Raw genomic sequence first — 26,506 nt, 5'->3', positions numbered from 1 at the left:
GTTCCACGCCAGCGCCGTCGCCCTGACCCGCGAACAGTCGCAGTATTTCCCCCACCGAGCGCCTGCCCGGGCTCGACAGCCGCCGGGTGACCGGCGAGGTCGACTGGCAGCGGACTTTCACGTCCAGCGCCGGCCTCCGGCTCGAGCCCTTCTTCTATCTGCGCGCCGACGCCTACAGCCTGAACGACATCCTGACGGGCGTGGGGGCGCAGACACGGTCCGACGAGCAGGCCCGCGCGCTCGCCACCGCCGGCGCCACGGTGTCCTATCCGGTCTATCGGCGCTTCAAGGCGGCCACCGTCGTCCTGGAGCCAGTGGCCCAGGTCGCCCTCTCGCCCGACGCCAAGCAGATCGTCGTGGCGACCAACGCCGACGGCACGCCGGTCTACCTGAACGAGGACAGCGTCGCCTTCGAGTTCGACGAGACCACCCTCTTCCGGCCCAACAAGTTCCCCGGCTACGACCTCTACGAGGACGGCGCGCGGCTGAACGTCGCGGGCCGGGCCTCTATCCTCTGGGACGACGGCCGCCGCGGCAGCCTGCTGGTCGGCCGCAGTTTCCGCACCGAGGAGAACCAGGTCTTCCCGGAACGCTCAGGCCTGCAGGAGAAGAAGTCGGATTGGGTGGTGGCCGCCGAGGCCCAGCCGTTCCGCGGTGTTTCGCTGTTCACCCGCGCCCGGCTCGACACCGACGACCTGGGCATCCACCGCCTCGAGGCGGGCGCGAACGTCAACCGCCGCTGGGGTTCCGGCTTCGTCCGCTACCTCACGGACGACTTCGACATCAACGCCGAGCGCCGGGAGAACCTGGATGTGGGCGGCGAGATCTATGTGGCGAAGAACTGGGGCGTGTCGGCCTACGGGAACCGGGACATGCGGCAAGACGCCTGGGTGATCCGCGACATGGGTGTGTTCTACCGCGACGACTGCATGCGGGTTGAGGTGATCTACCGCAAGGAAGACACCGTCGTCGGCCGCCTCGGTCCCCGGGAGTCGGTCAGCGTGCGCCTAACCCTCGCCACATTGGGCGGACCACTTTATGGCAGGTAATATCACGCGCCGCAGACCGGAGATTCACCGGCGGCGCCACCAAGGAATGACTTCGTCCATGATGCATCTGCGTTACGTCTCGGGCCAGGCGGCGCGTGGCGCGGCGGCAGCGGCCGCCCTGCTCGCCGCGCTCCAGCCCATGGCCGTGCAGGCCCAGACCCTGCGTGGCCCGATCGGCGGGCGCGAGGCTCCGGCCGAGGCGCCGGCGCAGCCAGCAGCCCCGGCCGCGCCGCAGGGCCCCCGGCCGCTGTCCGAATCCGTCGCCGCGATCGTCAACGACGAGATCATCTCGACCTACGACCTGGGTCAGCGGATGCGGTTGCTGATCGTCACGTCCGGCGTGCAGCCCACCCAGGAGACCATCCCGCAATTCCAGCGCGAGGCCCTGGTCTCCCTGGTCGACGAGCGTCTGCAGCTGCAGGAACTGCGCCGCCAGGAGAAGGAACAGAAGATCGACCTCGTCGCGACCGACGAGGAGGTCACCGAAGAGCTGGGCGGCATGGCCCAGCAGAACAACATGCGGCCCGAGCAGTTCCTGAACGTCCTCCGGGCCCAGGGCATCGGCTCGGAGACGCTCTACCAGCAACTGCGCGCCCAGCTCAGCTGGCAGCGCTGGATCCGCGGCCGCTACGGCTCGCGTCTGCGGATCGGCGACGACCAGATCACCGCCACCCTGCAGCGCCTGCAGGCGGTCGCCACCAAGCCCCAGTACCAGGTCTCGGAAGTCTTCATCGACGCCAACCGCGTCGGCGGCATGCAGACCGCGGTGCAGGGCGCGACACAGCTTGTCGCCCAGATGCAGCAGGGCGCGCCCTTCCCGGCGGTCGCGCGGCAGTTCTCGGCCTCGGCCACGGCGGCGGCCGGCGGCGACGCGGGGTGGGTCAGCCCGGGCGAGATGCCGCCCGAGGTGGACGCCGCCCTTGAACAGCTTCGGCCCGGGCAGCTGTCGCAGCCGATCCCGGTGCGCGACGGCGTCTATATCGTCTACCTGCGCGACAAGCGTTCGGGCGGCGCCGCCACCCTCGTCAACCTGAAGCAGGCCGCCGTGCCGCTGGCCCAGGACGCCTCGGCCGGCGACGAAGCCGCCGCCAAGGTCAAGCTCGAGGCTGTCCGCGCCGCGGCCACCGGCTGCGGCGACATCGAGACGGTGGCCGCGCGCTCGCAGGGCGTCATCGCCGGCGACCTGGGCGAGGCGGAGATCGCCGACCTCGCTCCGGCCTTCCGCAGCGCCGCCGAGGGACTGCAGGTGGGCCAGCTCTCCGAGCCAATCCGCACGAACGCCGGCCTGCACGTCCTGGCCGTCTGCGCCAAGCGCGGGGCCGGCGACGCCGCGCTCAACCGCGACCAGATCGAGAACCGGCTGTATGGCCAGCAGCTCTCGATGATCGCCCGGCGCTACATGCGGGACCTCCGCAACTCCGCCACCATCGAGACCAGGTGAAGACAGGCCCGCTCGCGCTCACCCTCGGAGATCCGGCCGGCATCGGCCCGGAGATCGTGGCCAAGGCGTGGGCGGAGCTCCGCGGAACCGGGCCGGCTTTCGTGGCTGTCGGCGACGCCCAGGCGCTGGCGTCGGCGCCCGGCGGCGTCCCGATCCGCCGCGTCACGACCACCGACGAGGCGCAGCGGGTCTTCGGCGACTCCCTGCCCGTCCTCGACCTGCCGCTGAAGGCGCCGGTCGTGGCGGGCCAGCCGTCGTCGGCGGCGGCGCCCGCCATCATCCAGTGGATCGAGACCGCCGTGGGACTCGCCCTACGCGGCGACGTCTCGGGCGTCGTCACCGCGCCCATCGCCAAGGCGCCGCTCTATCAGGCCGGGTTCGGCTTCCCGGGCCATACCGAGTTCCTGGGCGAGCTGACCCAGTCCGCGACCTACGACGGCGCGCGCGGGCCGATCATGATGCTCACCGCCGCGGACCTGCGCGTCACGCTGGTGACCGTGCATGAGCCCATCGCCCGGGTCGCCTCGCTGCTCACTGTCGAGAAGATCGTCAACGCCGGCCTGGTCACCGCTCAGGCGCTGCGCCGCGACTTCGGCATTCGCGAGCCGCGGGTGGCGGTCGCCGGCCTCAATCCGCACGCCGGGGAGAGCGGTCAGATCGGACGCGAGGAAGTGGAGATCGTCGAACCGGCTGTCCGCGCGCTGCGCGAGCTCGGGGTGGACGCCGCCGGTCCCTATCCGGCCGACACCCTATTCCCCGAGGCTATGCGCGCGCTCTACGACGCCGCCGTCTGTCTCTACCACGACCAGGCGCTGATCCCGGTGAAGATGCTCGACTTCTGGGGCGGGGTGAACGTGACGCTCGGCCTGCCGATCGTCCGGACCTCGCCGGACCACGGCACCGCCTTCGACATCGCCGGCCGCGGGGTCGCGCGGCCCGACAGCCTGATCGCGGCGCTGCGGCTCGCCCACCAGATCGCCCGCACCCGGGCGGCCTGACCGTGACGCTCGACGACCTGCCGCCGCTGCGCGAGGTGCTCGCCGAGCACGGCCTGATGGCCAAGAAGTCGTTCGGCCAGCATTTCCTCCTCGACCTCAACATCACCCGCAAGATCGCCCGCCTGGCGCAGGTCGGCGACGGGGACATGGTCATCGAGGTCGGCCCAGGCCCTGGCGGCCTCACGCGGGCGCTGCTCGAGACCGGCGCGGCGGTGACGGTGGTCGAGAAGGACGAACGGTTCCGGCCGCTGCTGGAGGACCTCGCCGCCGCGGCCCCGAACCTGACGCTCGTCATGGGCGATGCGCTGACGGCGGACGAGGCCAAGCTCGCCGGGGGCCGACCGGCGCACCTCGTCTCCAACCTGCCGTACAATGTTGGCACGCCGCTGCTCATCAAGTGGCTGACCGGGCCGTGGACGCCGGCATCGCTGACCCTGATGTTCCAGAAGGAGGTCGCCGACCGGGTCGCCGCCAAGCCGGGGGCCTCGGCCTACGGGCGCCTGGCGGTGATCGCCCAGGCGACGTGCGACGCCCAGGTGGTGATGGACGTGCCGGCCCGCGCCTTCACCCCGCCGCCGAAGGTCGACTCCGCGATCGTGCGCCTGACGCCGCGCGCCGACCGCCCGGCGCCTGAGCGCCTCGACGTGCTGCAGAAGATCACTGCCGCCGCCTTCGGTCAGCGCCGCAAGATGCTCCGCGCCAGTCTGAAGCCGCTGGGCGGCGAGGACCTGATCCGCGCCGCCGGCCTCGACCCGCAGGCCCGCGCCGAGGTCATCGACGTGGCGGGCTTCCTGCGCCTCGCGGACGCCTGGAAGGCGGGGCGCTAGTCCTCGCGGCGCGGCGGCCGCTGGCGGCCGGGCGGATCCCAGGCCGGCGGGTCGCTGGCGGGAAAGGTCTCCTCGCCCGCCTCGTCCACGATGTCCTTGTCCTCGTCGTCGCGCGGTTCGCTCATGGGAGACCTCCGAGGCCTCCAGCCTACGCCGTTGCCGAAGCGGCCTCCAGACGCTCCTATGCGCGCTTCGCTCCCAAAGCCCGAGGCGCCTGCATGTGGACCTTACTGGGCGTCGCCGTCGTGGTCGCCGGCTTCGCCCTCCGCTTCAACCCGCTCCTCGTGGTGGCCGCCGCCGCCCTGGTCACAGGCGCCGCGGCGGGACTTGGTCCGGTCGAGGTGCTGGAAGCCTTCGGCAAGGCCTTCAACGAGAACCGCTATGTTTCGGCCGCCCTGCTGGTCCTGCCGGTGGTGGGCGTCGTCGAGCGCGCCGGCCTCCAAGAGCGCGCACGCACGCTGATCGCCCGCTTCCGCGGCGTCTCGGTGGGACCGTTCCTGATCGGCTACCTGGGCTTCCGCCAGATCACCTCGGCGCTGGGCCTCACCTCGATCGCAGGACAAGCGCAAAGCATCCGTCCGATCGTCGCGCCGATGGCCGAGGGCGCCGTCGAGGCCCGGCACGGCGAGCTCTCGGCCGAAACCCGCCAGGCGGTCCGCGCCCAGGCGGCGGCCACCGACAACATCGGGCTGTTCTTCGGCGAGGACATCTTCATCGCCATCGGCTCCATCCTCCTGATGGTCGGCTTCCTGAACGCCAATGGCGTCGCGATGGACCCGATCCACCTCTCGATCTGGGCGATCCCGACCGCCATCGTCGCCTTCCTCATCCACGGCCTCAGGCTCTGGCTCTTCGACCGGAAGCTGCGGCGGGAGGCCGGCCGATGATCAAGCTTGGCGCGGTCTATCTGCTGGCGGGCCTGGTGTTCGCCGCCTTCTCCATCCTCAGCGCCACCGACCGCAACAACCCGAAGCGGTTTGGCAACGCCGCCTTCTGGGGCCTGGTGGCTCTAAGTTTCCTGGCCGGGGACCATCTGGGCGACCTCGGCAACGGCATCCTCGTGCTCGGCCTCGCCCTGATCGCCGGCTTCGGCTGGCTTGGCCGGGGTCAGCCGGCGACCACCTCGCCCGAGGAGCGCCGTGCGCTGGCCGAGCGGTTCGGGGAGAAGCTGTTCATTCCCGCGCTCACCCTCCCCGTCGTCGTGATCTTCGGCGTGCTCGTCCTGAAGCCCATCGTCATCGGCGGCCAGCCGCTGCTCGATCCGAAGCAGGTCACCCTGCTCTCGCTGGCCCTGGCCGCCATCGTGGCGGTGGCTGTGGGCCTCGTCCTCCTTCGCCAGCCCCTGATCAGCCCGCTGCAGGAGGGTCGGCGGCTGATGGACACGGTGGGGTGGGCGGCACTGCTGCCGCAGATGCTGGCGGCGCTGGGCGCGGTCTTCGCCCTGGCCGGCGTCGGGCAGGTGATCGGCGACCTGGTGACCGCCTGGATCCCCATGGACGCCCGGCTGGCGGCCGTCGCGGTCTACTGCCTGGGCATGGCCGGCTTCACGGTCATCATGGGCAACGCGTTCGCGGCCTTCCCGGTGCTCACCGCCGGCGTCGGCCTGCCGATCCTGATCCGGCAGTTCGGAGGCGACCCCGCCGTGGTCTGCGCCATCGGCATGCTATCGGGCTTCTGCGGGACGCTGATGACGCCGCTGGCCGCCAACTTCAACCTGGTGCCGCCGGCGCTGCTGGAGCTCCCCGACCGCTATGCCGTGATCAAGGCGCAGATCCCGACCGCCCTTCCCCTGCTCATCGCCAACCTGGTCCTGATGTATGTCTTCGCCTTCTGAACGGCTGACATCCGAGCAGGCCTCGCTGTTCGCGCGCCTGGCCCTCTCGCACGTGACCCGCGAGTACCCGAACAAGCTCGACCACGTCCTCCAGGGGCCTGAGGACCTGACCGGCCCCCGCGCCCAGCACCCGATCTTCTTCGGCAGCTTCGACTGGCACTCCTGCGTCCACGGCTACTGGACTTTGGCCACCGTGCTGCGCCGCTTCCCGGACATCCCCGAGGCGCCCACGATCCGCGCGCTGTTCGATGACGCCTTCACCGACGGCAAGGTCGCCGCCGAGACCGCCTATCTCGACCGGCCCTCGGCGCGGAGCTTCGAGCGGCCCTACGGCTGGGGCTGGCTGCTCAAGCTGCAGGCCGAGTTCCTGGTCCACGAGGCCCCGTGGGCCGCGGCGATGACCCCGCTCGCCGACGCCTTCACGGAACGCTTCCGCAGCTTCCTGCCCAAGGCGCCCTACCCGATCCGGACCGGCGTTCACTCCTCGACGGCGTTCGCCCTGGCGCTTGCCGCCGACTACGCCCGGGCGACCGGCGACAACGGGCTGCGACAGCTCCTCGCCGAAAGCGCCCGGCGCTGGTACCTGGCCGACGCCGATGCAGCCGCCTGGGAGCCGTCGCTGGACGATTTCCTGTCGCCGACGCTGATCGAGGCCGAGTGCCTGCGCCGCCTGCTGCCCGACGAGGAGTTCCGTCCCTGGCTCGCGGGGTTCCTGCCGCGCGCCGCCGAGCGGAGGCCGGCCAGCCTGTTCACCCCGGCCACGGTCAGCGACCGCACCGACGGCAAGATCGTCCACCTGGACGGCCTGAACCTGTCACGGGCCTGGTGCTGGCGGGAGCTGGCGACGGTGCTGGAAGGGCCGGCCCGCGCGGCGGCGCTGGAGGCGGCGTCCTCCCATCTCGCCGCGAGCCTGCCGCACGTGGCCGGCGACTACATGGGCGAGCACTGGCTGGCGTCGTTCGCCCTCCTTGCCCTGACCGCGGCCGAGGACGCCTAGGCCGCGCGGGTCTCCGACCCGCCCAGAGCTTCGAGCGCCTGGCCGGTGAGCGCCCAACGGGTGGCGCAGGCCTCACCGCCCGCCGGCTCGCCCTCCCAGCCCAGGAAGCTCAACCACCCCCGCTCGCCCAGCGCGAAGCAGCGGCGGTCCCGGTCAAACCCCGCCTCGTCTCGTGCGCCGTCCGCGTAGAGCACATTGATCAGCTGGCCGGCCGGCAGGGCCTGCAACAAGAGCTCGCGGCTCGCCGGCGAGAGGCGTTCGACGTCCATGGCCGATGTCCCCCAAAGGTACTCGGCCCATGGTCATGCCGAGTCTCGGCCCAGCGCAAAGGGTCCAGTGCTCAGTTTGGGGGATGACCGGCACATGCCTGGGGACGAGGGGCCGCTCGCCTGTGGACGACGCCCGCGGCATGCACGGGCCGCCCGCATTTTGCCCCCAATGTGCGCCCGGCACGGCCTAGGCTTTCCCTGCTTCGCAGCAACCGGGAGCGCCTATGAAACTCAGCGGCCAGATATCGGTGGAACTCAACGTCGCCGACTATGTGGAGGCAGCCGACCACCAGCAGCGCCTTGAGCGAATTCTGGAGCGGATCCGCGACATCTATCCGGACGCGACGCTGGCCATGCGCGAGCGCCGCCAGCCCAAGGCCGGCCCCGTTAGCCCCCCGCCCCAGTCCGTCAGCCGGATCGCCCAGAGATACGACGAGCCCTAGCCCACACGTAACGGAAAAGGGGCGTGTTACACCGCAAACCCGCAAAGTCTTGACCGTCGGGTCTCCGACATTCCGACGCTCAATACAGGCCAAACTGCAGTCGAATACGCTCGTTCCGGCCACAACCCGCCGGATGAACGCGAGTTAATTGTGAGCGCGCCGATTCCTATGGTTCGCTCCCCAGCGTAAAGCTGGGAGCGTAACTCCATGACCGAAGGCCTCGATCGTCTCGACATCCAGATCCTGCAGGCCCTCCAGGAGAACAACCAGACCACCGCCCAGACGCTCGCCGAGCGGGTGCCGCTGTCGCCCTCGGCGATCCTGCGGCGCATCCGCCAGTATCGGGAGGACGGGGTCATCGCCGCCGACGTTTCCGTGCTCGCGCCCGCCACGGTCGGCGAGCGGATCTCCGTCCTGCTCATGGTCCAGCTCGAGCGGCACTCCCCGACGGACGTCGCGCAGTTTCGCCAGCACCTCTGCCGCTCCCCGCATGTCCAGGTCTGCGTGGAGATCTCCGGCAGCTACGACATCTCGTGCATCGCGATCTTCCGGGGCATGGAGGAGTTCAACGCCTTCACGGACGGCGAGATCGCCTCCCATCCCGCTGTACGCCGCTATGAGGCGAGCTTCATAAAGAAGCGCGTGAAATTCACGACGGCGGTGCCGCTGTAGGCCATTTCGGTGCAATACATTCCCGCTCGACTACAACTTAGCCAGTCACGGGTATAGTACTGTTTGTGTCCATTGCGAGACAGTATCTTGGTAACCGCAGGACATCTCCGTTTCGTCGTTTGACCATCCTTTCCGCAACTCAGTAACTCCACCGTAACCGAGCGGCCACGCCGGCTCGGGACCTGACTCTTTTCTGGGGAGCAGGCCGGCGTATTGCGCGCGGCTGCTGGAGGATGTTGACCTTGAAAACCTTGTCCATGCGGGAGCGCCTCCTGGCCTCCTCGATGATCTGCACCGCGGCTCTCGCGGGCCTCGCCGCCACTCCGGCCCTGGCGCAGGAAGGAGAAGAAGTCTCCGAAATCGTCGTCACCGGCACGCGCATCCCGACGCCGAACCTGACCAGTGTCAGCCCCGTCACCGCGATCAGCTCCGCGGATATCAAGGCGCAGGGCATCACCCGCGTCGAAGACCTGGTGAACAGCCTGCCGCAGGCCTTCGCAGCGCAGGGCGCGGCGATCTCCAACGCCTCCACCGGCACCGCCACCGTGAACCTGCGCGGCCTGGGCGCCACGCGGACCATGGTGTTGATCGACGGCCGCCGCCTGATGCCGGGCACGCCCAACACGTTGGGCGGCGCGCTCTCGCCGGACCTGAACTTCATCCCCTCGGCCGTGGTCGAGCGGGTCGACGTGCTGACCGGCGGCGCCTCGGCCGTCTACGGCGCGGACGCCGTGGCCGGGGTCGTCAACTTCATCATGCAGAAGAACTTCGAGGGCGTCCGGATCGACGCCCAGTACGGCTTCTACCAGCACAAGAACGACAGCCCCATCGCCGACATCGTGGCGGACGCCCGGGCGGCGGCGGCGCAGCCGGACTTCTTCAACCTGCCCGATGAGGACGTGATCGACGGCGAACAGTCCGAAGTCACGCTCGTGCTCGGCGTGAATGCGCCCGACGGCCGCGGCAACATCACCGCCTATGCCGGCTACCGCCACGTGGAGCCGATCCTGCAGGTGAACCGCGACTTCAGCTCGTGCACGCTCAACTCCGGCGACACCTTCGAGGACGCCGGCTGCGGCGGTTCCGGCACGGCCTTCCCCGCCCGCTTCGGTGCGCTGAACGGCGGCCTGATCGTCGACACCTCCGGGCCGGGCAACACCTTCCGGACCTCGACCAGCGCCGACGTCTACAACTTCGGCCCACTGAACTATTACCAGCGGCCGGACGAGCGCTACGTGATGGGCGCCTTCGCCCACTACGAGATCGCCGAGTGGGCGGAGGCCTACGCCGACGTGATGTTCATGGACGACAAGTCCACCTACCAGATCGCGCCGGGCGGCATCTTCGCCGGCACCTTCTCGGTGAACTGCGCCAACCCCCTGCTGTCCGCCCAGCAGCGATCGCTGCTGCAGGCCAGCGCCGCCACCGGCGGCGGAAGCTGCGCCAGCAACCCGACGGGGACCTTCACCGGCACCGTGGCCCGCCGGAACATCGAGGGCGGCGGCCGCCAGGGCACGACCGAGCACGTGCAGTACCGCTACGTGGTCGGCCTGCGCGGGGACCTCAACGAGAACTGGAACTACGACGCCTACCTGCAGTACGGCCGGGTCGACTTCGACCAAGTGCAGACGGGCTTCTTCCGGACCCAGGCGATCAACAATGCGCTGAACGTGGTCAACGGTCCCAACGGCCCGGTCTGCGCCTCCGTGCTCAACGGCACCGACGCGGCCTGCGTGCCCTACAACATCTTCCAGGTCGGCGGCGTCACCCAGGCGGCGCTGAACTACCTGGAGACGCCCTCAACCCAACAGGGCAACCTCTTCCAGCGGATCGCGAACATCTCGTTGGGCGGCAACCTGACCGACTACGGGGTCAAGAGCCCCTGGGCCGAGGACGGCGTGGGCGTGTCGTTCGGCGCCGAGTACCGCCGCGAGACACTGGACTACGCCGCCGACTTCATCGCCTCGTCGGGGCAACTCAACGGCGCGGGCGGCGCGAACCCGCCGGTCAACGGCAGCTACGACGTCTACGAGCTCTACGGCGAAGCCCGCGTGCCGATCGTCCAGGACATGCCCTTCGCCCGGTCGCTGACCTTCGAGACCGCCTACCGCTTCTCGGACTACTCCACAATCGGCACCACCCACACCTACAAGCTCGCCGGTGACTGGGAGCCGATTGAGGACCTCCGGATTCTGCGCCAGCTACCAGCGTGCGGTGCGCGCCCCCCACGTGCTCGAGCTGTTCAGCCCGCAGAACGTCGTCCTCGACGGGACGCAGGACCCCTGCGCCGGCCTGGCGGCGGGCGATCCGCTGGTCGCCACCTGCGCCCAGGCGTTCAACCTAACCACCGCACAGGTGCTGGCCATCGAGGCCAACCCGGCGAACCAGTACAACGGCCTCCTGGGCGGCAACCCGAACCTCGACCCGGAGAAGTCCGACACCTATGCCCTGGGCTTCGTCTACCAGCCGTCCTACCTGCCGGGCCTCAACGTCTCGGTCGACTGGTTCGACATCAAGGTGGACGACTACATCGGCCAGATCGGCGCGGACCTGATCATCAACAGCTGCGTCAACACCCTGGATCCGTTCTTCTGCGGCCTCGTGAACCGCGACGCGCAAGGGTCGCTGTTCCTCTCGCCCCAGGGCTTCGTGACCGACACGACGCTGAACACCGGCTCGCTGCGCACCTCGGGCGTCGACATCAACGCCGGCTACCGCACCGACCTCGACCGTTTCGGCATGGCGAACGCGGGCGGCATCTCGGTGTCATTCGTCGGCACCTGGCTCGACAAGCTGGAGATCCAGGCTCTGCCGAACCTCGATCCCTACGACTGCAAGGGCTACTACGGCACCATCTGCTCGGTGGCGGGCGGCCTGACCTCGCCGAACCCCGAGTGGCGGCACAAGGCGCGCCTGACCTGGAACACGCCGTTCAGCTACGGCGACTGGCTCTCCAGCGTCGGCGTCTCCCTGCAATGGCGCCACTTCAACAAGGTGACCCTGGACGCCTTCTCGGACGACCCGCAGCTCAACAACCCGGATCTTGCCTACGAGTCCGACAAGACCCTGGCGTCGCGGGACTACTTCGACCTGACGGCGACCTGGACCATGAAGGACACGGTCAATTTCCGGCTCGGCGTGAACAACATCTTCGACAAGGATCCGCCGCTGACCGGCTCGTCGAACTGCCCGGCCGGGCCCTGCAACGGCAACACCTGGCCGCAGCTCTACGATTCCTTCGGCCGCTACGTGTTCCTGGGCCTCACCGCCGACTTCTAGGCGAGCGACCAGGTCGATCTCGGGGGCGGCGGAGCGATCCGCCGCCCTTTCCTTTCGGGCTCAGCCCGGCCGCGCCCCGTCCAGGTGGCGGCGGATGAACTCGGCGGCGAGCAGGATCGACTGCTTGGCCTTGGCCGTGTGCATCCGTTCCCAGACGTGGGTCTCCTCGGCCCAGAGGCGAACGGTCAGGTCGCCGCCCTGGTCGCGGACCTTCTCGGCCAGGCGGACGGCGTCGTCGTAGAGGATGTCGCCGCGGCTCGCGTGGATCAGCATGGGCGGAAAGCCCTCGAAGGACCCGAACAGCGGCGAGGCAATCGGATCGGTCGCCGAGCGGCCGTCGAGATAGAACCGGGACACCAGGGCCAGGCTTTCCATGGTGTAGGGCGTGGTCCCCATCAGCGAGGCGGCGGTCACCGACCAGCTCTGCAGCGACAGGTCCACCCAGGGCGAGAGCAGGACGATGGCGGCGGGCAGCGGCATGCCGCGGGCCCTCGCCTGCTGCAGGGCGGCGAGCAGGATGGCGGTCCCGGCCGACTCGGCGAGGGCGACGACGGGCTCGCCAGGCCAGGTCTCTTGGAACCAGGCCCAGGCCGCGACGATGTCCTCCACTCCGGCCGGACAGGGATGCTCGGGCGCCAGGCGGTAGCTCGGCGCGAAGACCCGGGCCTCGGCGGTGGCGGCGAAGCGGGCGACGAGTTGGGTGATCCGGGGGCTGCGCTCGGCGACGAAGGACCCGCCATGGACGTAGAACACGAAGCCCCGCGGCGGCGCCTTCCGGGGGCGAACCACTCGGCCGGCGACGGAGGCGCCGCCAACCCTGGCCCGGGGCCGCCCAGGCGCACCGCCTCGGCCTCGACCATCGGCAGGATCGGCGCGTCGAACCGCTCATGGATGCGCCGCTGGCGTTCGGCGTAGGCCGCGAGGGCCTCCGGGCCCGCCGCATGCGCCCGGACAGCGCCTCGCATGGAAGCGGTGACGATCCTCTGCATGGCCCTGTTGGCCAGCCGGCGCCCGAGGGATCTCAGGGATACTCCGCCGGCGCGATCCATGTGGCGGACATCGAGGCGGCCAGCCGCCAACTGGCCAACGCTACCGACAAGGGTCATGCTTGAACTCGACTCGGGACCAGGGCCAGACCATGAGCGACGACGACGCGTTCGACCAGCGCCTGCTGCGGCGAGCCCAGACCTACGCGCGCACCTACCCGAGCATCCTGCCCCGCCTCAGGGCCGCCTACGAGGCCGGCCACCCCCTGGTCCGTCAGGTCGCACAGGCCATGGGCGTCGCCATGGACCGCGAGGTCGGCCATCGCGAGGACCGCCTTCGCGAGGAGCACGGGCTCACCCCGCAGGAGAGCAAGATCGTCCTGCACCTGATCGACGGCGGCACGGTTCAGAGCTGCGCCGAGACGCTGGACGTCGCCGAGAGCACCATCCGCAGTCATCTGAAATCCGTATTCGCCAAGACCGGGGTGCGGCGTCAGGCGCAGCTGAGCCGACTGCTTATTCAAAACGCCAGCGATTGAAATATCGATAATTCTGAACACCTTGTCGAAGGTCCGTGTTCGGATATCATCACCCTCGACTGTAAATCTACGCGAAGCGTGGGGGCGCTTTGAGTTGTTCTTATGGTGGCCGACGCCTGTCGGCCGAGCTTGGCGCGCCCGCGAAAAGCCTTAGGGAATCTATCGTTGCGCCGACGGCGCCTCCGGCGTCGCGCAGCGCGGCGCGCCGGGTGCGGATTCTCTGTACACCACAGATATTGCTGAGCTTTGAGGGGCGGGTCGGGCCGACGGATCCCGTCGACGCCTCCCTCAAATGGGGGAAGCGCAGCCCCCCGCAACACCCTTAGAGCTTCCCAGATCAGACCGCCGGAGAGCTTAAGTGGCCGGACCTGCCGATTTCGTCCTCAATCCCCTGCCCGCCAGCGTGCAGTGGAACACGAGCGGATTCGCGCTGCGCCAGGTGGGCGACGCGGGCCTCGACCGCGTCACCGACTTCAGCCGGACCGAGGGCGAGCTCGTCTACCTGCTGCCCGGCACGCAATACACGCTCGCCCAGGAAGGGGCGGATGTGGCCCTCAACATGGTCGGCGGGGGCAAGAGGGTCCTCGTCGGCGTCCAGCTCGCCAGCCTCACCGGCGACCGGATCTTCGGAGCCTGAGGGGGACCGATGCCGACCTACTACACCTCACGCGACTTCAGCGCTCCGATCCGCAGCGGCTACGAGACCGGCTTCATCCACGAGGTGGCGGTCGCCGACTTCGACGGGGACGGCAAGACCGATTTCGCGCTGACCTATTTCCTCTACCCGCTGGAGGACCGCGGCACGCCGGTCCGCTTCTTCTCGGGTGACGGGGCCGGTGGCTTCACCGACCGGACGTCGGTGATCGCCGGCGGCGCGCCGACCACGGTGCACGCGCGCGAAGTGGTCGTGGGCGACTTCAACAAGGACGGCCGACCCGACCTCTTCGTCGCCGACCACGGCTACGACACCAATCCCTTTCCCGGCGCCCAGAACGCGCTCCTGCTCTCCAGCGGCGCGACCGGGGTCTCGAACGCCACCGGCCAGCTGCCGCAGGTCTCCGACTACAGCCACTCGGCGAAAGCCGCCGACATCGATGGCGACGGCGACCTCGACATCTATGTCGGGAACGGTGGCGGCGGGACCGCCTGGACGCGGCCCTTCTTCCTGATCAACAACGGCCAAGGCGGCTTCACCCAGTCCACGGCCGGCCTGCCCCCCTCGCTTGCCGCAGCCGGAGGCCCGAACCACTGGTCGGAGGCCTTCGTGGACGTGGACGGGGACGGCGACAAGGACCTGTTCCTGGGCTCCAGCACCAACACGGGGTCGCGGCTGCTGATCAACAACGGCGCCGGCGTCTTCACCGATTCCCTGCGCGATCTGCCCCGGGGTGACGGCGCCGCCGACGCCGTGGACATCCAGGTGCTCGACGCCAACCGCGACGGCCGCCAGGACCTGATCATCAGCTACACCCTGCCGGTGAACGGGGCGATCATCAGGCAGATCCAGCTGCTGGTGAACGACGGCCAAGGCGGGTTCACAGACGGCACGGCCACCGCCCTGCCCGCCTCGATGCTCACCGGCGACTGGGTGCGGCGCATCCACCTCGCCGACGTCAACGGCGACGGCCTGACCGACTTGGTGCTCTCGAACGCGTCGTCGACGCCCTTCTACCTCAACGACGGGTCGGGCCACTTCATCGAGATGCCGAACCTGCTCCCGGGCAACCAGTACGACCAGATCACGCCCGGCGACTTCAACGGCGACGGGCGCACGGACTTCCTCGCCTGGCGCGGCAAATGGGACGGCTCCGAGCAGATGCGCATCGACCTCGGCGTCGATCCGGGGACAGCCCAGCCGGGCACGGCGGCGTCCGAAGGCTTCATGGGCGACAACGACGCCGAGACGATCAACGCCGGCGCCGGGAACGACACCCTCGTCGGCGGCGGCGGCCAGGACTACCTGCGCGGCGACGAGGGCGACGACCGGATCGCAGGCGGCGACGGGTTCGACGACACCCACGGGAACATGGGCAACGACACCGTCTCCGGGGGCCAGGGCCCGGACTGGGTGGTCGGCGGCAAGGACAACGACGTCCTCTACGGCGACGAGGACCACGACGTCGTCTACGGCAACATCGGCAACGATGTCTGCCACGGCGGTGAGGGCAACGACGTCGTCCGCGGCGGCCAGAACGACGACATCGTCCGCGGCGAGGCCGGCGACGACTGGCTGGCCGGTGACCGGGGCGACGACACCGTCACCGGCGGCGCCGGCGCCGACATCTTCCACACCCACGGCGAGGCGGGCCTCGACCGCGTCACCGACTTCAACCGGGCCGAGGGCGACCGCGTCTACCTGCTGCCCGGCACCCAGTACACGGTCGCCCAGGAAGGCGCCGACGTGGCCATCAACATGGTCGGCGGGGGCAAGATGGTCCTCGTCGGCGTCCAGCTCGCCAGCCTCACCGGCGACTGGATCTTCGGGGCCTGACCCCGCCCCTTCGTAACCTCAGTAAGGACCCTCCCCCATGGCGCTGTTCATCGCCGGCTCCGCCGGCGTCAACTTCGAAACCCTCGCGATCATCGACCTGACGCTGGCCGACGTCGTGTCCGCCGGCTCGACAGCCATCACGCTCAAGGACGGCGAGTGGTTCGAGTACTTCACCGGCCAGTTCACCTTCTCCGGGGACGAGATCTCCGGCGGCACGGTGAACAGCTGGCGCGAAACTTTCCAGGGCGAGACCGTCTTCGAGGTGTCCGGCTTCTCGGTCCCGGCGCTCGACTTCGTGACCTGGTCCGAGACTGACAACAACGTGGCGGTGCGCACGACCGTGCTGGCGGGCAACGACAGCATCGTGGGCTCGGCAAACGCCGACCGCATGTTCGGCTATACCGGGAACGACACGGTCGATGGCGGCGGCGGCCAGGACTACCTGCGCGGCAACGAAGGCAACGACCTGATCCGCGGCGGCGCGGACTTCGACGACGTCCATGGCAACATGGGCGACGACACGGTCTATGGCGGGCTCGGCGACGACTGGGTGGTCGGCGGCCAGGACAACGACCTGCAGTTCGGCGAAGACGGCTGGGACATCGTCTACGGCAATCTCGGCAACGACACCCTGAGCGGCGGCGACGGCGACGACTGGGTCCGCGGCGGCCAGGGCGACGACACCGTCTCCGGCGACGCCGGCAACGACTGGATCGCCGGCGACAAGGGCAACGACACCATCTCCGGCGGCGCGGGCGCTGACCTGTTCCACACCCACGGCGACGCGGGCATCGACCGGGTTCTCGACTTCAACCGCGCCGAAGGCGACCGGGTGAACGTCCTGCCGGGCACGCAGTACACCGTCGCCCAGGAAGGCGCCGACGTGGCGATCAACATGACCGGCGGGGGCAAGATGATCCTGGTCGGCGTCCAGCTCACCAGCCTCACCGGCGACTGGATCTTCGGCGCGTGAGCCGACGCTACGACGAGCGGACGGCCCGTAGCCTGGCCCTGCTGGCGCTTGCCGCCGCAGGGCTGGCGCTGGTCGTCTGGCTCACCCTGCTCTAAGGCGCCGGGCTCCCGGCGCCGGTTCGTCCGGATGCGGCCAAAGGCCTCGCTGTCGGCGTTCGCATTTCTGACGCTGTAGCAGAAATGTCATATCCGTGGTCACCGACCCACCTTAGCCTGAAATTCCGCTGCTTTTGCAGGCATTTCAGGGGCTAACACATGACATTCCGCGCCACGCTCTTCGCCGCCGCTTCGGTCGCGACGCTCTGGGCCAGCACCGCCGTCGCACAGACCGCCTCGGGCGAGGTCGAAGAACTGGTGGTCACCGGCACGCGCACCGAAGGCCGCTCGCGGCTGGAAAGCCTGGCGCCGGTCGACGTGATCAATGAAGAGGCGCTCAGGAACACCGGCACGACCGAGCTCGGCGCCGCCCTTGCCTCGGTGGCCCCGTCGCTCGACTTCCCGCGCCCGGCGATCACCGATGGCACCGACAGCGTGCGTCCGGCGACCCTGCGCGGCCTCGCCCCCGACCAGACCCTGGTTCTGTTGAACGGCATGCGCCGCCACGCCTCGGCGCTCGTCAACGTCAACGGTTCGATCGGCCGCGGGTCGGCCGCCGTCGACCTGAACGCCATTCCGACAATCGCCGTCGACCGCATTGAGGTGCTGCGCGACGGCGCCTCGGCGCAGTACGGCTCGGACGCCATTGCCGGCGTCATCAACATGCGCCTGCGTGAAGCCCGTGAGGGGGGCTCGGTCGCCTACACCTACGGCTACTACAATACCGAGGTGAAGCCCGCCCGGATCCCGAACGGCTACGACAAGAAGGACGGCGTCTCGAACACGGTCCAGGGCTGGGTCGGCCTGCCGCTCGGCGCCGAGGGCTTCCTGACGCTGTCGGGCGAGTACCGTCACCAGAACCCGACCAGCCGCGGCGACCTAGACCCGCGCCCGGCCGTGCCGTCGATCACCTCGCGATACGGCGACCCGCAGTCGGAGAACTACACCTTCTATGCCAACGCCGGCACGCCGCTGGACGACGTCTGGAGCCTCTACGGCTTCGGCGGCTACCAGAACCGCCAGACCGACAGCGCCGCCAACCCGCGCCTGGCCAACAACGCCAACAACGTGCCGTCGATCTTCCCGAACGGCTTCCTGCCGCGGATCACCACGGACATCGACGACTTCACCGCCGCCTTCGGCACGCGTGGCGAGGCTGGCGGCTTCAGCATCGATGCGGGTGTCGTGTACGGCTACAACAAGGTGCACTACGGCGTGATCGACTCGGTCAACGCCTCGCTGGGCGCGTCCTCGCCGACCACGTTCGACGCCGGCGCCATGCGCTATGACCAGTGGGTGGCGGGCGTCGACCTGACCCGGCCGATGGAGTTCGGCTTCGCGGAACCCGCGACGCTGGCGTTCGGCGCCGAGTACCGTCACGAGGGCTATGGCATCACCGCCGGCGACGTCGCCTCCTACACCCTCGGTCCGGTGGCCGGTAAGGCGGCGGGCGCCCAGGGCTTCCCGGGCTTCAAGCCGTCCAACGAAGTGGACGTGAACCGCCACTCCTACGCGGCCTATGTCGACCTGGACGTGCCGTTCACCGAGGCGTTCGGCGTCGCCCTCGCCGCCCGCTTCGAGGACTACTCCGACTTCGGCAGCACGCTCACCGGCAAGGCCTCGGCCCGCTACGAGGTGACGGACAGCCTCGCGCTGCGCGGCACGATCGCCAGCGGCTTCCGGGCCCCGGCCCTGCAGCAGCAGTACTTCACCGCCACCTCGACGAACTTCATCTCGATCAACGGGGTGAACACACCGGTCGAGGTCTCGACCTTCCCGGCCACCAGCGCCACGGCCGCAGCGCTGGGCGCCAAGCCGCTGGAGGCCGAGGACTCGATCAACTACTCGCTGGGCCTCGTCTACAGCGTCGGCGCCTTCGAGGTGACGGTCGACGCCTACCGCATCGACATCGACGACCGCATCGTACTGTCGGAGAACATCCTCGGCACGCCCACCGGCTCAGCGACCGCGGTTGCGATCTACAACCTGCTGAATCCGCCCGGCACCTCCGGCATCGGCGGCGGCCGGTTCTTCATCAACGGCGTGGATACGACCACCAAGGGCGTCGACATCGTCGCCCGCTACCGGCTGAACACCGACACCGCCGGCCGGTTCGACATCACGGCGGCGGCAAACTTCAACAAGACCGAAGTGACGAAGATCCCGACGACCGCGCCGCTGTCGGCCCTGCCGGTGCCGCCGGTGCTGTTCGACCGGGGCAACCGCCTCACCTTCGAGGAGGGCACGCCGGACCAGAAGCATGTGCTGGCGGTCGACTGGTCGCTGGGCGCCTTCGGGGCCACGGCCAAGGCCACCTACTACGGCGACGTGCTGATCCCGAACAACAATGCGACGCTGGACTACAAGGCTGGCGACCATGTGCTGGTGGACTTCGAGGGCCGCTATGAGCTGGACATGGGCGCGACCCTCGCGCTCGGCGTGAACAACCTGTTCGACGAATATCCGAACGCCACGCCGCCCAACGTGAACACCAACGGCCCGATCGGCTTCCCGAGCTACTCGCCGTTCGGCTTCAACGGGCGGTTCCTCTACGCCCGCGTCGGCTTCAACTGGTAGGCTGACCTGAGTGGCGGGCGGCGCGGTCCCTCGGGCCCCGCGCCGCCCCTACTTCCGCCAGGCCAAGCTTGTCCACACGACACAAAAGTCTTGTGGACAGGTAGCCGCAGGGTCCGTTGTCGCAGTGATTGTCCCCCCGCCCCTGGGCTAGGGGTGTCGCATGTCTGTCGTACCTGCGCTCGATCTCCGCCCCGTCTCCAACGATGTGGCGATCCCGCATGTCCCCGCGAACGTCGAAGCCGAGCAGGCGCTCCTGGGCGCCCTGCTGTACGACAACGCCGCGTTCGAACGGCTGGGCGACCACCTGCAGGCGCGCCACTTCTACGAGCCGTTCCACCAGCGGCTCTACCAGGCGATCGAGACCAATATCCGCAAGGGCCAACTGGCCGAGCCGATCCTGCTGGCCGAGCAGTTCAGCCGCGACCCGGCCTTCGAGGAACTGGGCGGCATCCGCTACCTGGCCGACCTCGTCGACCGCGCCCCGCCGGCCGCCAACGCCCCGGACTACGCCCGCGCCGTCTACGATCTCGCGCTCCGCCGCGACCTGATCCGGATCGGCGGCGAGATCGCCACCATGGCCGCCCAGGGCGACGAGGAGCTCGACGCCCGCGACCAGATCGAGAAGGCCGAGCAGCAGCTCTTCCAGCTCGCCGAGACCGGCGGCGTCTCCCAGGGCTTCGTGACCTTCGCCGACGCCCTGCACGGCGCCGTCGCCATGGCGGCCGAGGCCCACAGCCGGGACGGCGCCCTGGCCGGCCTCTCGACGGGCCTGATCGATCTCGACCAGAAGATCGGCGGCCTGCACCCGTCGGACCTGGTGATCCTCGCCGCCCGCCCCTCCATGGGGAAGACATCGCTGGCCTGTAACATCGCCTTCGACGTCGCCCGGCACTACGCCTACGAGCCCCAGCCCGATGGCTCGAAGAAGACCGTCGCCGGCGGGGTCGTGGCCTTCTACTCCCTGGAAATGAGCGCCGAACAGCTCGCCATGCGCTTGCTGGCCGAGGCCTCGGGCGTTTCCGGCGACCGGCTGCGCAAGGGCGAGATCGACGCCGTCGAGTTCGGCCGCATCCGCGAGGCCGCCCTCGAGATCCAGGAGGCGCCGCTCTACATCGACGCCACCGGCGGCATCACCATGGCCAAGCTCGCCGCCCGGGCGCGGCGGCTGAAGCGCATGGTCGGCCTCGACCTGATCATCATCGACTACCTGCAGCTCGTCACCGGCGGGGCCGGCAGCTCGGACAACCGGGTGCAGGAGGTCTCCATGATCACCCAGGGGATGAAGGCGCTCGCCAAGGAGCTGTCCGTCCCGGTGATCGCGCTCTCCCAGCTCTCGCGCCAGGTGGAAAACCGCGAGGACAAGAAGCCCCAGCTTTCGGACCTGCGGGAATCCGGCTCGATCGAGCAGGACGCCGACATGGTGATGTTCGTGTACCGCGAGGAATACTATCTCAGCCGCCTGGAGCCCCAGCCGAACACGCCGGAGCATTTCGAGTGGCAGGAGAAGATGGACAAGGTCACGGGGCTGGCCGAGATCATCATCGGCAAGCAGCGCCACGGTCCGATCGGCACGGTGCGCCTGTCGTTCCACTCCGACACCACCAAGTTCGGCAACCTGGCGCGCGACAACCGCTACGATCCGCACTGAGCCTGCACGGGTTCGGCGCCGGCGATCCCACGGTCAGGCTTTTGACGCCCGGCCCCATCATGCTCTAGCGGGGCTGATGCCTGAGCCTGCCCAAGCGCGCCTGACGATCGATCTCGACGCGCTCGCCCACAACCTGTCCGTCCTGACGGCCGAGGCGGCCGGCGCCGAGGTCGCGCCGGTCGTGAAGTCGGACGGCTACGGTCTGGGCGCAGGTCCCCTCGCCTGCCGGCTTTGGGCGGAGGGCGCCCGCAGCTTCTTTGTCGCCCGGCTGCACGAGGGCGAGGCCCTGCGCCGGGAGCTGGGACCGGAGCGCGACTCGACGATCTATGTGCTGGACGGCGTCACCGCCGGCGCCGCGCCCCGGCTGGCCGCCGCCCTGCTCACGCCGGTGATCGCCTCCCTGCCCCAGGCCGCGGCCGCCAGCGTCTTCGCCCGGCAGTCGAGCCGCCGCTGGCCGGTGGCCCTTCAGGTGGACACCGGCATGAACCGCCAGGGCCTGACGCTGGAGGAGGCCCGGGCGCTGGCCGCCACTCCGGACGGGCTGCGGGACCTCGACGTCACCCTGGTGATGAGCCACCTGGGCTCGGCCACGGCGCCCGCCGACCGCCGGAACGTCGAACAGCTCGCCCGCTTCAACCAGGCCATCGCGCTCTTCCCCGAGGCGCGTCGCAGCCTTGCCGCCTCGGCGGGCGCGTTCCTCGGCGGCGACTACCGCTTCGACATGGTCCGGCCCGGGATCAGCCTCTACGGCGGCGGCCCGGAGGAGCGCCCGGACGCGCGCCTGAGGGCCGTCGCCACCCTGACGGCGCCGATCCTCGACATCCGCAACTTCAAGCCCGGCGACCGGATCGGCTACGGCGCCGCCGTCACCGTCGACCGCCCCATGCGGGCGGCGATCGTGGCGGCCGGCTACACCGACGGCGTCGTCCGCGGGGCGATGGGAAAGGGCCATGCCTGGTTCCGGGGCGCTCACCGGCCGCTCGTCATCGTGACCATGGACCTGATCGCCATCGAGATCGGCGACCAGGAGGCCACCGTGGGCGAACAGGTGGAGCTGCTGGGGCCGAACGCCCTGGTGGACGACCTGGCGACCGCCGCCGGAACAGTGGCCCACGAGGTGCTGGTCCGCCTCAGCACGCGGGCCGAGCGGACCTATCTGGGCGCTAGCTGAGGCCGACGGCGCGCAGGGGCCCGCCGAGTTCACTGGCCTTGGCGACGAGCACCCCCTTCAGGATGACGATCGCGATGAGCGCGACCAGAACGGACGCGAAGTAGGTCAGGGCGCTCTCGGGCGGGGCGCGCATCAGCTTCGGCAGGCCGAGATAGAGCGTGTAGAGGCTGTAGAGCGCCGCGAGCGCGCCGATCACCAGGCCGAAGCTCGGATAGAGCGAGAAGATCCCGGCCAGCCACATGGCGGTGCCGGAATAGGCGGCGAGCTTCAGCGCCTGGCCCGCATCGCGCGCCCCGCCAAACGGCCGGGCCAGGAGGTCGATGGCGATCGCCATCAGGAACACGGCAGCCAGCGTCAGGGTGAAGTCGACGGCCGCCTCGATGACCGCCGCGGGCAGGCTCTGCTGGAAGCCGATACCGGCGATCGAGTAGCCGAACAGCATCATGCCGAGCAGGCCGCAGACGGCGGGAATGGCCGCCAGCGGCGCCACGTAGCCCCGGAACAGGTCCGAGGGCGGCGTTGTCTCGGTCGCGATGCGATCCCATGTCTGGGACGGCCGAAGCACCATCGCCAAGGCCCGCGCCAACAGGCGTCCGCCCGCCGGCTCCGGCTCCACCACGCTCACCAACAGCCTCCAGCCCAGTTCCCGCCCGAACCCTAGACGAACGGCAAGCCGCCGCACAGACGGGCGTCGCGCGGGTCGGCTAGACTGAGGCTCCGCCGAATCAGGAGTGACCCCTTGGCCCGCGACGGCGCCGTCTATGCCTGCCAGTCCTGCGGCTCGGTCCAGACCAAGTGGTCGGGCCAGTGCGCCGGCTGCGGCGCCTGGAACACCCTGGTCGAGGAGCTGCAGAGCCGGCCGCCCGGCGCGCTCGCGCCCGTGAAGGGGGCGAGCAAGACCCGCGGCCTGACCTTCGAGGGGGCTGGAGGACGCCACCCCCGCCCCGCCCCGCATCTCCACCGGCGTGGAGGAGTTCGACCGGGTCTGCGGGGGGCGGAGTCGTGCCGGGCTCGGCGATCCTGCTGGGCGGCGACCCCGGGGTCGGCAAATCGACGTTGCTGATGCAGGTGGCGGGCATGGCGGCGCGGCGCGGCGTCAGGTGCGCCTACATCTCGGGTGAGGAGGCCGTCGAGCAGGTCCGCGGGCGCGCCCAGCGCATGGGCCTGGCCGACGCGCCGGTGAAGCTGGCGGCGGAAACCTCGCTGCGCATCATTGTCGATGGCCTGAAGCGCGACCGCTTCGACCTGGTGGTCATCGACTCCATCCAGACCATGTGGAGCGACCAGCACGAGGCCGGCCCCGGCTCCGTCACCCAGGTCCGCGCGGCGGCCGGCGAGCTCGTCCGACTGGCCAAGAAGCAGGGCGTGGCCGTGATCCTCGTGGGCCACGTCACCAAGGAAGGCGCCATCGCGGGCCCCCGCGTCGTCGAGCACATGGTGGACGCGGTCTTCGCCTTCGAAGGCGAGCGGGGCTATCCCTTCCGCATTCTGCGCGGCGCCAAGAACCGCTTCGGCGCCACCGACGAGATCGGCGTCTTCGAGATGGGCGACGCCGGCCTCGCCGAGGTGAAGAACCCCTCGGCGCTGTTCCTCAACACCTCCGGCGAGCGGGCCGCGGGGGCGGCGGTTTTCGCCGGCATCGAAGGCTCGCGGCCGGTCCTCGTCGAGTTCCAGGCGCTGGTCGCACCCTCGGCCTACGGCACGCCCCGGCGGGCCGTGGTCGGCTGGGACTCCGGGCGCCTGGCCATGGTGCTGGCGGTGCTCGAGGCCCGCTGCGGCCTCGGGTTTGGCGACAAGGACGTCTATCTGAACGTGGCTGGGGGGCTCCGGATCAGCGAACCGGCGGCCGACCTCGCCGCCGCCGCCGCCCTCGCCTCATCGGCGCTCGACCAGGCCCTGCCGCAGGATTGTGTGGTGTTCGGCGAGATCAGCCTTTCGGGCGAGGTGCGGCCCGTCAGCCGGATGGATTCCCGCCTCAAGGAAGCCGCCAAGCTGGGGTTCCGTCGCGCCTTCGCGCCTGGCGAGGCCGAGGCGGCCTCGCCGATGAAGGTGACCGGCGTCAGCCGGCTGGGTGACGCCATCCGCCGGATCGGCGAAGGAGACTGGTGAGCGGCGTGACACAGTTCGACCTCATCGTCCTGACGCTCCTGGCCATCTCGGCCGCGGTCGGCTTCGCGCGCGGCGCGACGCGGGAGGTGGCGGCCCTGATCGCCCTCGTCGTGGCCTCGCTGATCGCGATCTTCGGCCTGCCGCTGTTCGCCCCCATGGTGCGCGAGGTGGTGAGACCCGGCTGGCTGGGCACGGTGGCGGCGCTCATCCTGGTGTTCCTCGTCGCCTACGTCGCCCTGCGTCTGATCGGCGCAGGGGTTGCGCGACGGATACAGCGGACCGACCTCCTGGGCGTCCTCGACCGCAGCGTGGGCCTGCTCATCGGCCTGGGCCGCGGTCTGCTGGTGATGGGCGCGCTCTACCTGATGTTCCATGCCGCGACACCGCAGGACCTCCAGCCCCGCTGGATCACCGAGGCCCGGACCTGGCCGCTGGCGCGGAGCATGGGGAACCTTATCTCGGCGCTCGCGCCCCGGGGTCTCGACATGGCGGGCCAGCTCGCCCCGGCTTTCGGCAAGGCGTTGAGCGACGGGACGGGTGACAGGAACGTGACGGACGGCTACGAGGCGCCGCAACGCGGCGGCGAGGCGGAGAGTACCCGATGACTGAGGCGCACGACCGATGGTCCCCCCGGTCCGTGATCCGGACGACGACACGCCCCGCCTGGAATGCGGGGTCTTCGGGGTCCACGATGTCGAGGCGGCCGCCGCCCCTGACCGCGCTCGGTCTCCATGCCCTCCAGCATCGCGGCCAGGAAGCCTGCGGCATCGCCGCCTTCGACGGCCAGGGCTTCCACACCGAGCGCCACATGGGCCACGTGGGCGACGCCTTCGGCGGCGGCGACCTCGACCGGCGCCTTCCCGGCCGCTCGGCCATCGGCCACACGCGCTACTCCACCGCCGGTGGCTCGTTCATCCGCAACGTCCAGCCGATGTTCGCCGACCTCGAGGCCGGCGGCGTGGCGCTCGCCCACAACGGCAACCTGACCAATTTCCTGACGCTGCGCGAACAGCTCGTGGCCGATGGGGCGATCTTCCAGTCGACGTCGGACTCGGAAGTGATCCTCCACCTGATCGCGCGCTCGCGTAAGGCCAAGTTCATCGAGCGCTTCATCGACGCCCTCTCGCAGATCGAAGGCGGCTACGCCCTCGTGGCGCTGACCAACAAGAAGCTGATCGGCGTGCGCGACCCGCTGGGGATCCGCCCGCTGGTGCTGGGCGACCTGGACGGCAAGGCCGTGCTGGCCTCCGAGACCTGCGCGCTCGACATGGTCGGGGCCCAGTTCGTGCGCGACATCGAGCACGGCGAGATGGTGGTGATCGACGAGAAGGGCATTCGCTCGCTCCGCCCCTTCCCGGCCCGTCAGGCCCGGCCCTGCATCTTCGAATACGTCTACTTCGCCCGACCGGACTCCGTCGTGAACGGCAAGTCGGTCTACGAGGTCCGCAAGCGGATGGGCCGCCGTTTGGCGCAGGAGACGCCCGCCGACATCGATGTCGTCGTCCCCGTGCCGGACAGCGGCGTACCGGCGGCGCTGGGCTTCGCCCAGGAGGCCGGCGTGCCCTTCGAGATGGGCATCATCCGCAATCACTACGTGGGCCGGACCTTCATCCAGCCGACCCAGGGCCAGCGGGAAATGGGCGTGCGCATGAAGCTGTCGCCCAACCGCGCCGTGCTGGCCGGCAAGCGGGTGATGCTGATCGACGATTCCATCGTGCGCGGCACCAATTCGGTGCGCGTGGTGCGCATGGTCCGCGAGGCCGGCGCCGCCGAGGTGCACCTGCGTTCGGCCTCGCCGCCGATCCAGTGGCCGGACTACTACGGCATCGACATGCCGGACCGCGAGAAGCTGCTGGCCGCCAACCACTCCGTCGAGGAGATCGCCAGGATCCTCAACGTGGACTCCATGGGCTACCTCTCGGTCGAGGGCCTCTACTGGGCCATGGAGGCCGGCGCCCGCGACGCGACCCTGCCGCAGTTCACCGACCACTACTTCACCGGCGACTACCCGACCCGGCTGCTCGACCGCGAGATCGCCCAGGGCCGCAACGAGGCCGTGGAGCGCCAGCTCTCCTTCCTGGTCGACGCGTGAGCGAGGCGCGGGCCGG

Annotated in this window: 22 protein-coding genes and 3 pseudogenes; 21 read left to right on the top strand and 4 right to left on the bottom strand. The window is 69.8% G+C overall.

Going from position 1 to position 26,506, the window contains the following annotated elements:
• The first annotated feature begins 86 nt into the window (after positions 1-86).
• From LRS04_RS20230 to rsmA, 4 genes are read left to right on the top strand one after another with little or no spacing between them, the layout of a single operon-like run.
• The gene (locus tag LRS04_RS20230; RefSeq protein WP_257819201.1) at positions 87-1,049 is read left to right on the top strand and encodes an LPS-assembly protein LptD; all 963 of its coding nucleotides are present in this window, start codon (positions 87-89) and stop codon (positions 1,047-1,049) included.
• 58 nt (positions 1,050-1,107) lie between these two features.
• Entirely contained in the window at positions 1,108-2,490 is a 1,383-nt protein-coding gene (locus LRS04_RS20225) for a peptidylprolyl isomerase (RefSeq protein WP_257817870.1), read from the top strand.
• Positions 2,487-3,488: a 4-hydroxythreonine-4-phosphate dehydrogenase PdxA gene (gene pdxA / locus LRS04_RS20220; protein WP_257817869.1), complete on the top strand. Its 1,002-nt coding sequence runs from the start codon at positions 2,487-2,489 to the stop codon at positions 3,486-3,488. Before LRS04_RS20225 ends, pdxA begins: the two co-directional genes overlap by 4 nt.
• Positions 3,489-3,490: 2 nt before the next feature.
• The gene (gene rsmA, locus LRS04_RS20215) at positions 3,491-4,315 is read left to right on the top strand and encodes a 16S rRNA (adenine(1518)-N(6)/adenine(1519)-N(6))-dimethyltransferase RsmA (RefSeq protein WP_257817868.1); all 825 of its coding nucleotides are present in this window, start codon (positions 3,491-3,493) and stop codon (positions 4,313-4,315) included.
• Here the strand turns inward: rsmA and LRS04_RS20210 are convergent.
• Entirely contained in the window at positions 4,312-4,440 is a 129-nt protein-coding gene (locus tag LRS04_RS20210; protein WP_257817867.1) for a hypothetical protein, read from the bottom strand. The genes rsmA and LRS04_RS20210 overlap by 4 nt on opposite strands.
• Before the next feature lie 93 nt (positions 4,441-4,533).
• Between LRS04_RS20210 and LRS04_RS20205 the strand changes: the two genes are divergently transcribed.
• The 3 genes from LRS04_RS20205 to LRS04_RS20195 are packed head-to-tail and all read left to right on the top strand — an operon-like array spanning position 4,534 to position 7,146.
• Positions 4,534-5,202, top strand: a complete 669-nt coding sequence (locus tag LRS04_RS20205; RefSeq protein ID WP_257817866.1) for a DUF969 domain-containing protein — start codon at positions 4,534-4,536, stop codon at positions 5,200-5,202.
• Positions 5,199-6,149: a DUF979 domain-containing protein gene (locus LRS04_RS20200; RefSeq protein WP_257817865.1), complete on the top strand. Its 951-nt coding sequence runs from the start codon at positions 5,199-5,201 to the stop codon at positions 6,147-6,149. Before LRS04_RS20205 ends, LRS04_RS20200 begins: the two co-directional genes overlap by 4 nt.
• A complete protein-coding gene (locus LRS04_RS20195; protein WP_257817864.1) occupies positions 6,133-7,146 on the top strand; it encodes a DUF2891 domain-containing protein in 1,014 nt (337 codons plus the stop codon). The genes LRS04_RS20200 and LRS04_RS20195 overlap by 17 nt, the downstream gene beginning before the upstream one ends.
• On the opposite strand, the gene LRS04_RS20190 is transcribed toward LRS04_RS20195, so the two are convergent.
• Entirely contained in the window at positions 7,143-7,415 is a 273-nt protein-coding gene (locus LRS04_RS20190) for a hypothetical protein (RefSeq protein WP_257817863.1), read from the bottom strand. The genes LRS04_RS20195 and LRS04_RS20190 overlap by 4 nt on opposite strands.
• 224 nt (positions 7,416-7,639) lie before the next feature.
• Here LRS04_RS20190 and LRS04_RS20185 point away from each other — a divergent pair, with 224 nt between their 5' ends.
• The 4 genes and pseudogenes from LRS04_RS20185 (at position 7,640) to LRS04_RS20170 (ending at position 11,809) form a co-directional block, all read left to right on the top strand.
• Positions 7,640-7,858, top strand: a complete 219-nt coding sequence (locus LRS04_RS20185) for a hypothetical protein (RefSeq protein ID WP_257817862.1) — start codon at positions 7,640-7,642, stop codon at positions 7,856-7,858.
• A gap of 207 nt (positions 7,859-8,065) precedes the next feature.
• Positions 8,066-8,530, top strand: coding sequence for an Lrp/AsnC family transcriptional regulator (locus LRS04_RS20180; RefSeq protein ID WP_257817860.1), 465 nt, complete (start codon positions 8,066-8,068; stop codon positions 8,528-8,530).
• Positions 8,531-8,763: 233 nt separating this feature from the next.
• Positions 8,764-9,213, top strand: a pseudogene (locus tag LRS04_RS20175) (TonB-dependent receptor plug domain-containing protein); the annotation flags it as partial.
• Between the two features lie 1,477 nt (positions 9,214-10,690).
• Positions 10,691-11,809: a TonB-dependent receptor domain-containing protein gene (locus tag LRS04_RS20170; protein WP_308238402.1), complete on the top strand. Its 1,119-nt coding sequence runs from the start codon at positions 10,691-10,693 to the stop codon at positions 11,807-11,809.
• A 60-nt stretch (positions 11,810-11,869) separates the two neighbouring features.
• Here LRS04_RS20170 and LRS04_RS20165 read toward each other — a convergent pair whose 3' ends face one another.
• Positions 11,870-12,562 (bottom strand): alpha/beta hydrolase, encoded by a 693-nt coding sequence (locus LRS04_RS20165; protein ID WP_257817858.1) that lies wholly within the window; start codon positions 12,560-12,562, stop codon positions 11,870-11,872.
• Between the two features lie 385 nt (positions 12,563-12,947).
• On the opposite strand from LRS04_RS20165, the gene LRS04_RS20160 reads away from it, so the two are divergent.
• The 7 genes from LRS04_RS20160 to alr all read left to right on the top strand — a co-directional run bounded on the left by LRS04_RS20160 (position 12,948) and on the right by alr (position 22,289).
• The gene (locus LRS04_RS20160; protein WP_257817857.1) at positions 12,948-13,334 is read left to right on the top strand and encodes a helix-turn-helix transcriptional regulator; all 387 of its coding nucleotides are present in this window, start codon (positions 12,948-12,950) and stop codon (positions 13,332-13,334) included.
• Positions 13,335-13,692: 358 nt separating this feature from the next.
• Entirely contained in the window at positions 13,693-13,971 is a 279-nt protein-coding gene (locus LRS04_RS20155) for a hypothetical protein (RefSeq protein ID WP_257817856.1), read from the top strand.
• 9 nt (positions 13,972-13,980) lie between these two features.
• Positions 13,981-15,825, top strand: a complete 1,845-nt coding sequence (locus tag LRS04_RS20150) for an FG-GAP-like repeat-containing protein (protein ID WP_257817855.1) — start codon at positions 13,981-13,983, stop codon at positions 15,823-15,825.
• Positions 15,826-15,862: 37 nt separating this feature from the next.
• Positions 15,863-16,798: a calcium-binding protein gene (locus LRS04_RS20145; protein WP_257817854.1), complete on the top strand. Its 936-nt coding sequence runs from the start codon at positions 15,863-15,865 to the stop codon at positions 16,796-16,798.
• A 254-nt stretch (positions 16,799-17,052) separates the two neighbouring features.
• Positions 17,053-19,470, top strand: a complete 2,418-nt coding sequence (locus tag LRS04_RS20140) for a TonB-dependent siderophore receptor (RefSeq protein WP_257817853.1) — start codon at positions 17,053-17,055, stop codon at positions 19,468-19,470.
• Positions 19,471-19,630: 160 nt separating this feature from the next.
• On the top strand, positions 19,631-21,118 hold the full coding sequence (locus tag LRS04_RS20135; protein WP_257817852.1) for a replicative DNA helicase: 1,488 nt from the start codon (positions 19,631-19,633) through the stop codon (positions 21,116-21,118).
• Positions 21,119-21,194: 76 nt separating this feature from the next.
• The gene (gene alr, locus LRS04_RS20130) at positions 21,195-22,289 is read left to right on the top strand and encodes an alanine racemase (RefSeq protein ID WP_257817851.1); all 1,095 of its coding nucleotides are present in this window, start codon (positions 21,195-21,197) and stop codon (positions 22,287-22,289) included.
• Here the strand turns inward: alr and LRS04_RS20125 are convergent.
• Entirely contained in the window at positions 22,282-22,914 is a 633-nt protein-coding gene (locus LRS04_RS20125) for a Yip1 family protein (RefSeq protein ID WP_257817850.1), read from the bottom strand. The two genes, alr and LRS04_RS20125, sit on opposite strands and share 8 nt — an antisense overlap.
• Positions 22,915-23,028: 114 nt before the next feature.
• Here LRS04_RS20125 and radA point away from each other — a divergent pair.
• From radA to purF, 3 genes and pseudogenes are all read left to right on the top strand, one after another.
• Positions 23,029-24,398 (top strand): annotated as a pseudogene (gene radA / locus LRS04_RS20120) (DNA repair protein RadA).
• On the top strand, positions 24,395-25,003 hold the full coding sequence (locus tag LRS04_RS20115) for a CvpA family protein (RefSeq protein WP_257817848.1): 609 nt from the start codon (positions 24,395-24,397) through the stop codon (positions 25,001-25,003). Before radA ends, LRS04_RS20115 begins: the two are co-directional and overlap by 4 nt.
• A gap of 16 nt (positions 25,004-25,019) precedes the next feature.
• A pseudogene (purF, locus tag LRS04_RS20110) lies at positions 25,020-26,490 on the top strand (amidophosphoribosyltransferase).
• The last annotated feature ends 16 nt before the right edge of the window (positions 26,491-26,506 follow it).

This window comes from Phenylobacterium sp. J367 (assembly GCF_024699985.1).
In the GTDB taxonomy this organism is placed as follows: domain Bacteria; phylum Pseudomonadota; class Alphaproteobacteria; order Caulobacterales; family Caulobacteraceae; genus Phenylobacterium.
Note: the sequence above shows the minus strand (reverse complement) of the source record. Positions and strands in the feature narration are given on the sequence as shown.

Coding starts and splice junctions, on each gene's coding strand:
- LRS04_RS20225 (WP_257817870.1), top strand. CDS start 1,108: ATGATGCATCTGCGTTACGTCTCGGGCCAGGCGGCGCGTGGCGCGGCG.
- LRS04_RS20210 (WP_257817867.1), bottom strand. CDS start 4,440: ATGAGCGAACCGCGCGACGACGAGGACAAGGACATCGTGGACGAGGCG.
- LRS04_RS20205 (WP_257817866.1), top strand. CDS start 4,534: ATGTGGACCTTACTGGGCGTCGCCGTCGTGGTCGCCGGCTTCGCCCTC.
- LRS04_RS20200 (WP_257817865.1), top strand. CDS start 5,199: ATGATCAAGCTTGGCGCGGTCTATCTGCTGGCGGGCCTGGTGTTCGCC.
- LRS04_RS20195 (WP_257817864.1), top strand. CDS start 6,133: ATGTCTTCGCCTTCTGAACGGCTGACATCCGAGCAGGCCTCGCTGTTC.
- LRS04_RS20190 (WP_257817863.1), bottom strand. CDS start 7,415: ATGGACGTCGAACGCCTCTCGCCGGCGAGCCGCGAGCTCTTGTTGCAG.
- LRS04_RS20185 (WP_257817862.1), top strand. CDS start 7,640: ATGAAACTCAGCGGCCAGATATCGGTGGAACTCAACGTCGCCGACTAT.
- LRS04_RS20180 (WP_257817860.1), top strand. CDS start 8,066: ATGACCGAAGGCCTCGATCGTCTCGACATCCAGATCCTGCAGGCCCTC.
- LRS04_RS20160 (WP_257817857.1), top strand. CDS start 12,948: ATGAGCGACGACGACGCGTTCGACCAGCGCCTGCTGCGGCGAGCCCAG.
- LRS04_RS20150 (WP_257817855.1), top strand. CDS start 13,981: ATGCCGACCTACTACACCTCACGCGACTTCAGCGCTCCGATCCGCAGC.
- LRS04_RS20145 (WP_257817854.1), top strand. CDS start 15,863: ATGGCGCTGTTCATCGCCGGCTCCGCCGGCGTCAACTTCGAAACCCTC.
- LRS04_RS20140 (WP_257817853.1), top strand. CDS start 17,053: ATGACATTCCGCGCCACGCTCTTCGCCGCCGCTTCGGTCGCGACGCTC.
- LRS04_RS20135 (WP_257817852.1), top strand. CDS start 19,631: ATGTCTGTCGTACCTGCGCTCGATCTCCGCCCCGTCTCCAACGATGTG.
- alr (WP_257817851.1), top strand. CDS start 21,195: ATGCCTGAGCCTGCCCAAGCGCGCCTGACGATCGATCTCGACGCGCTC.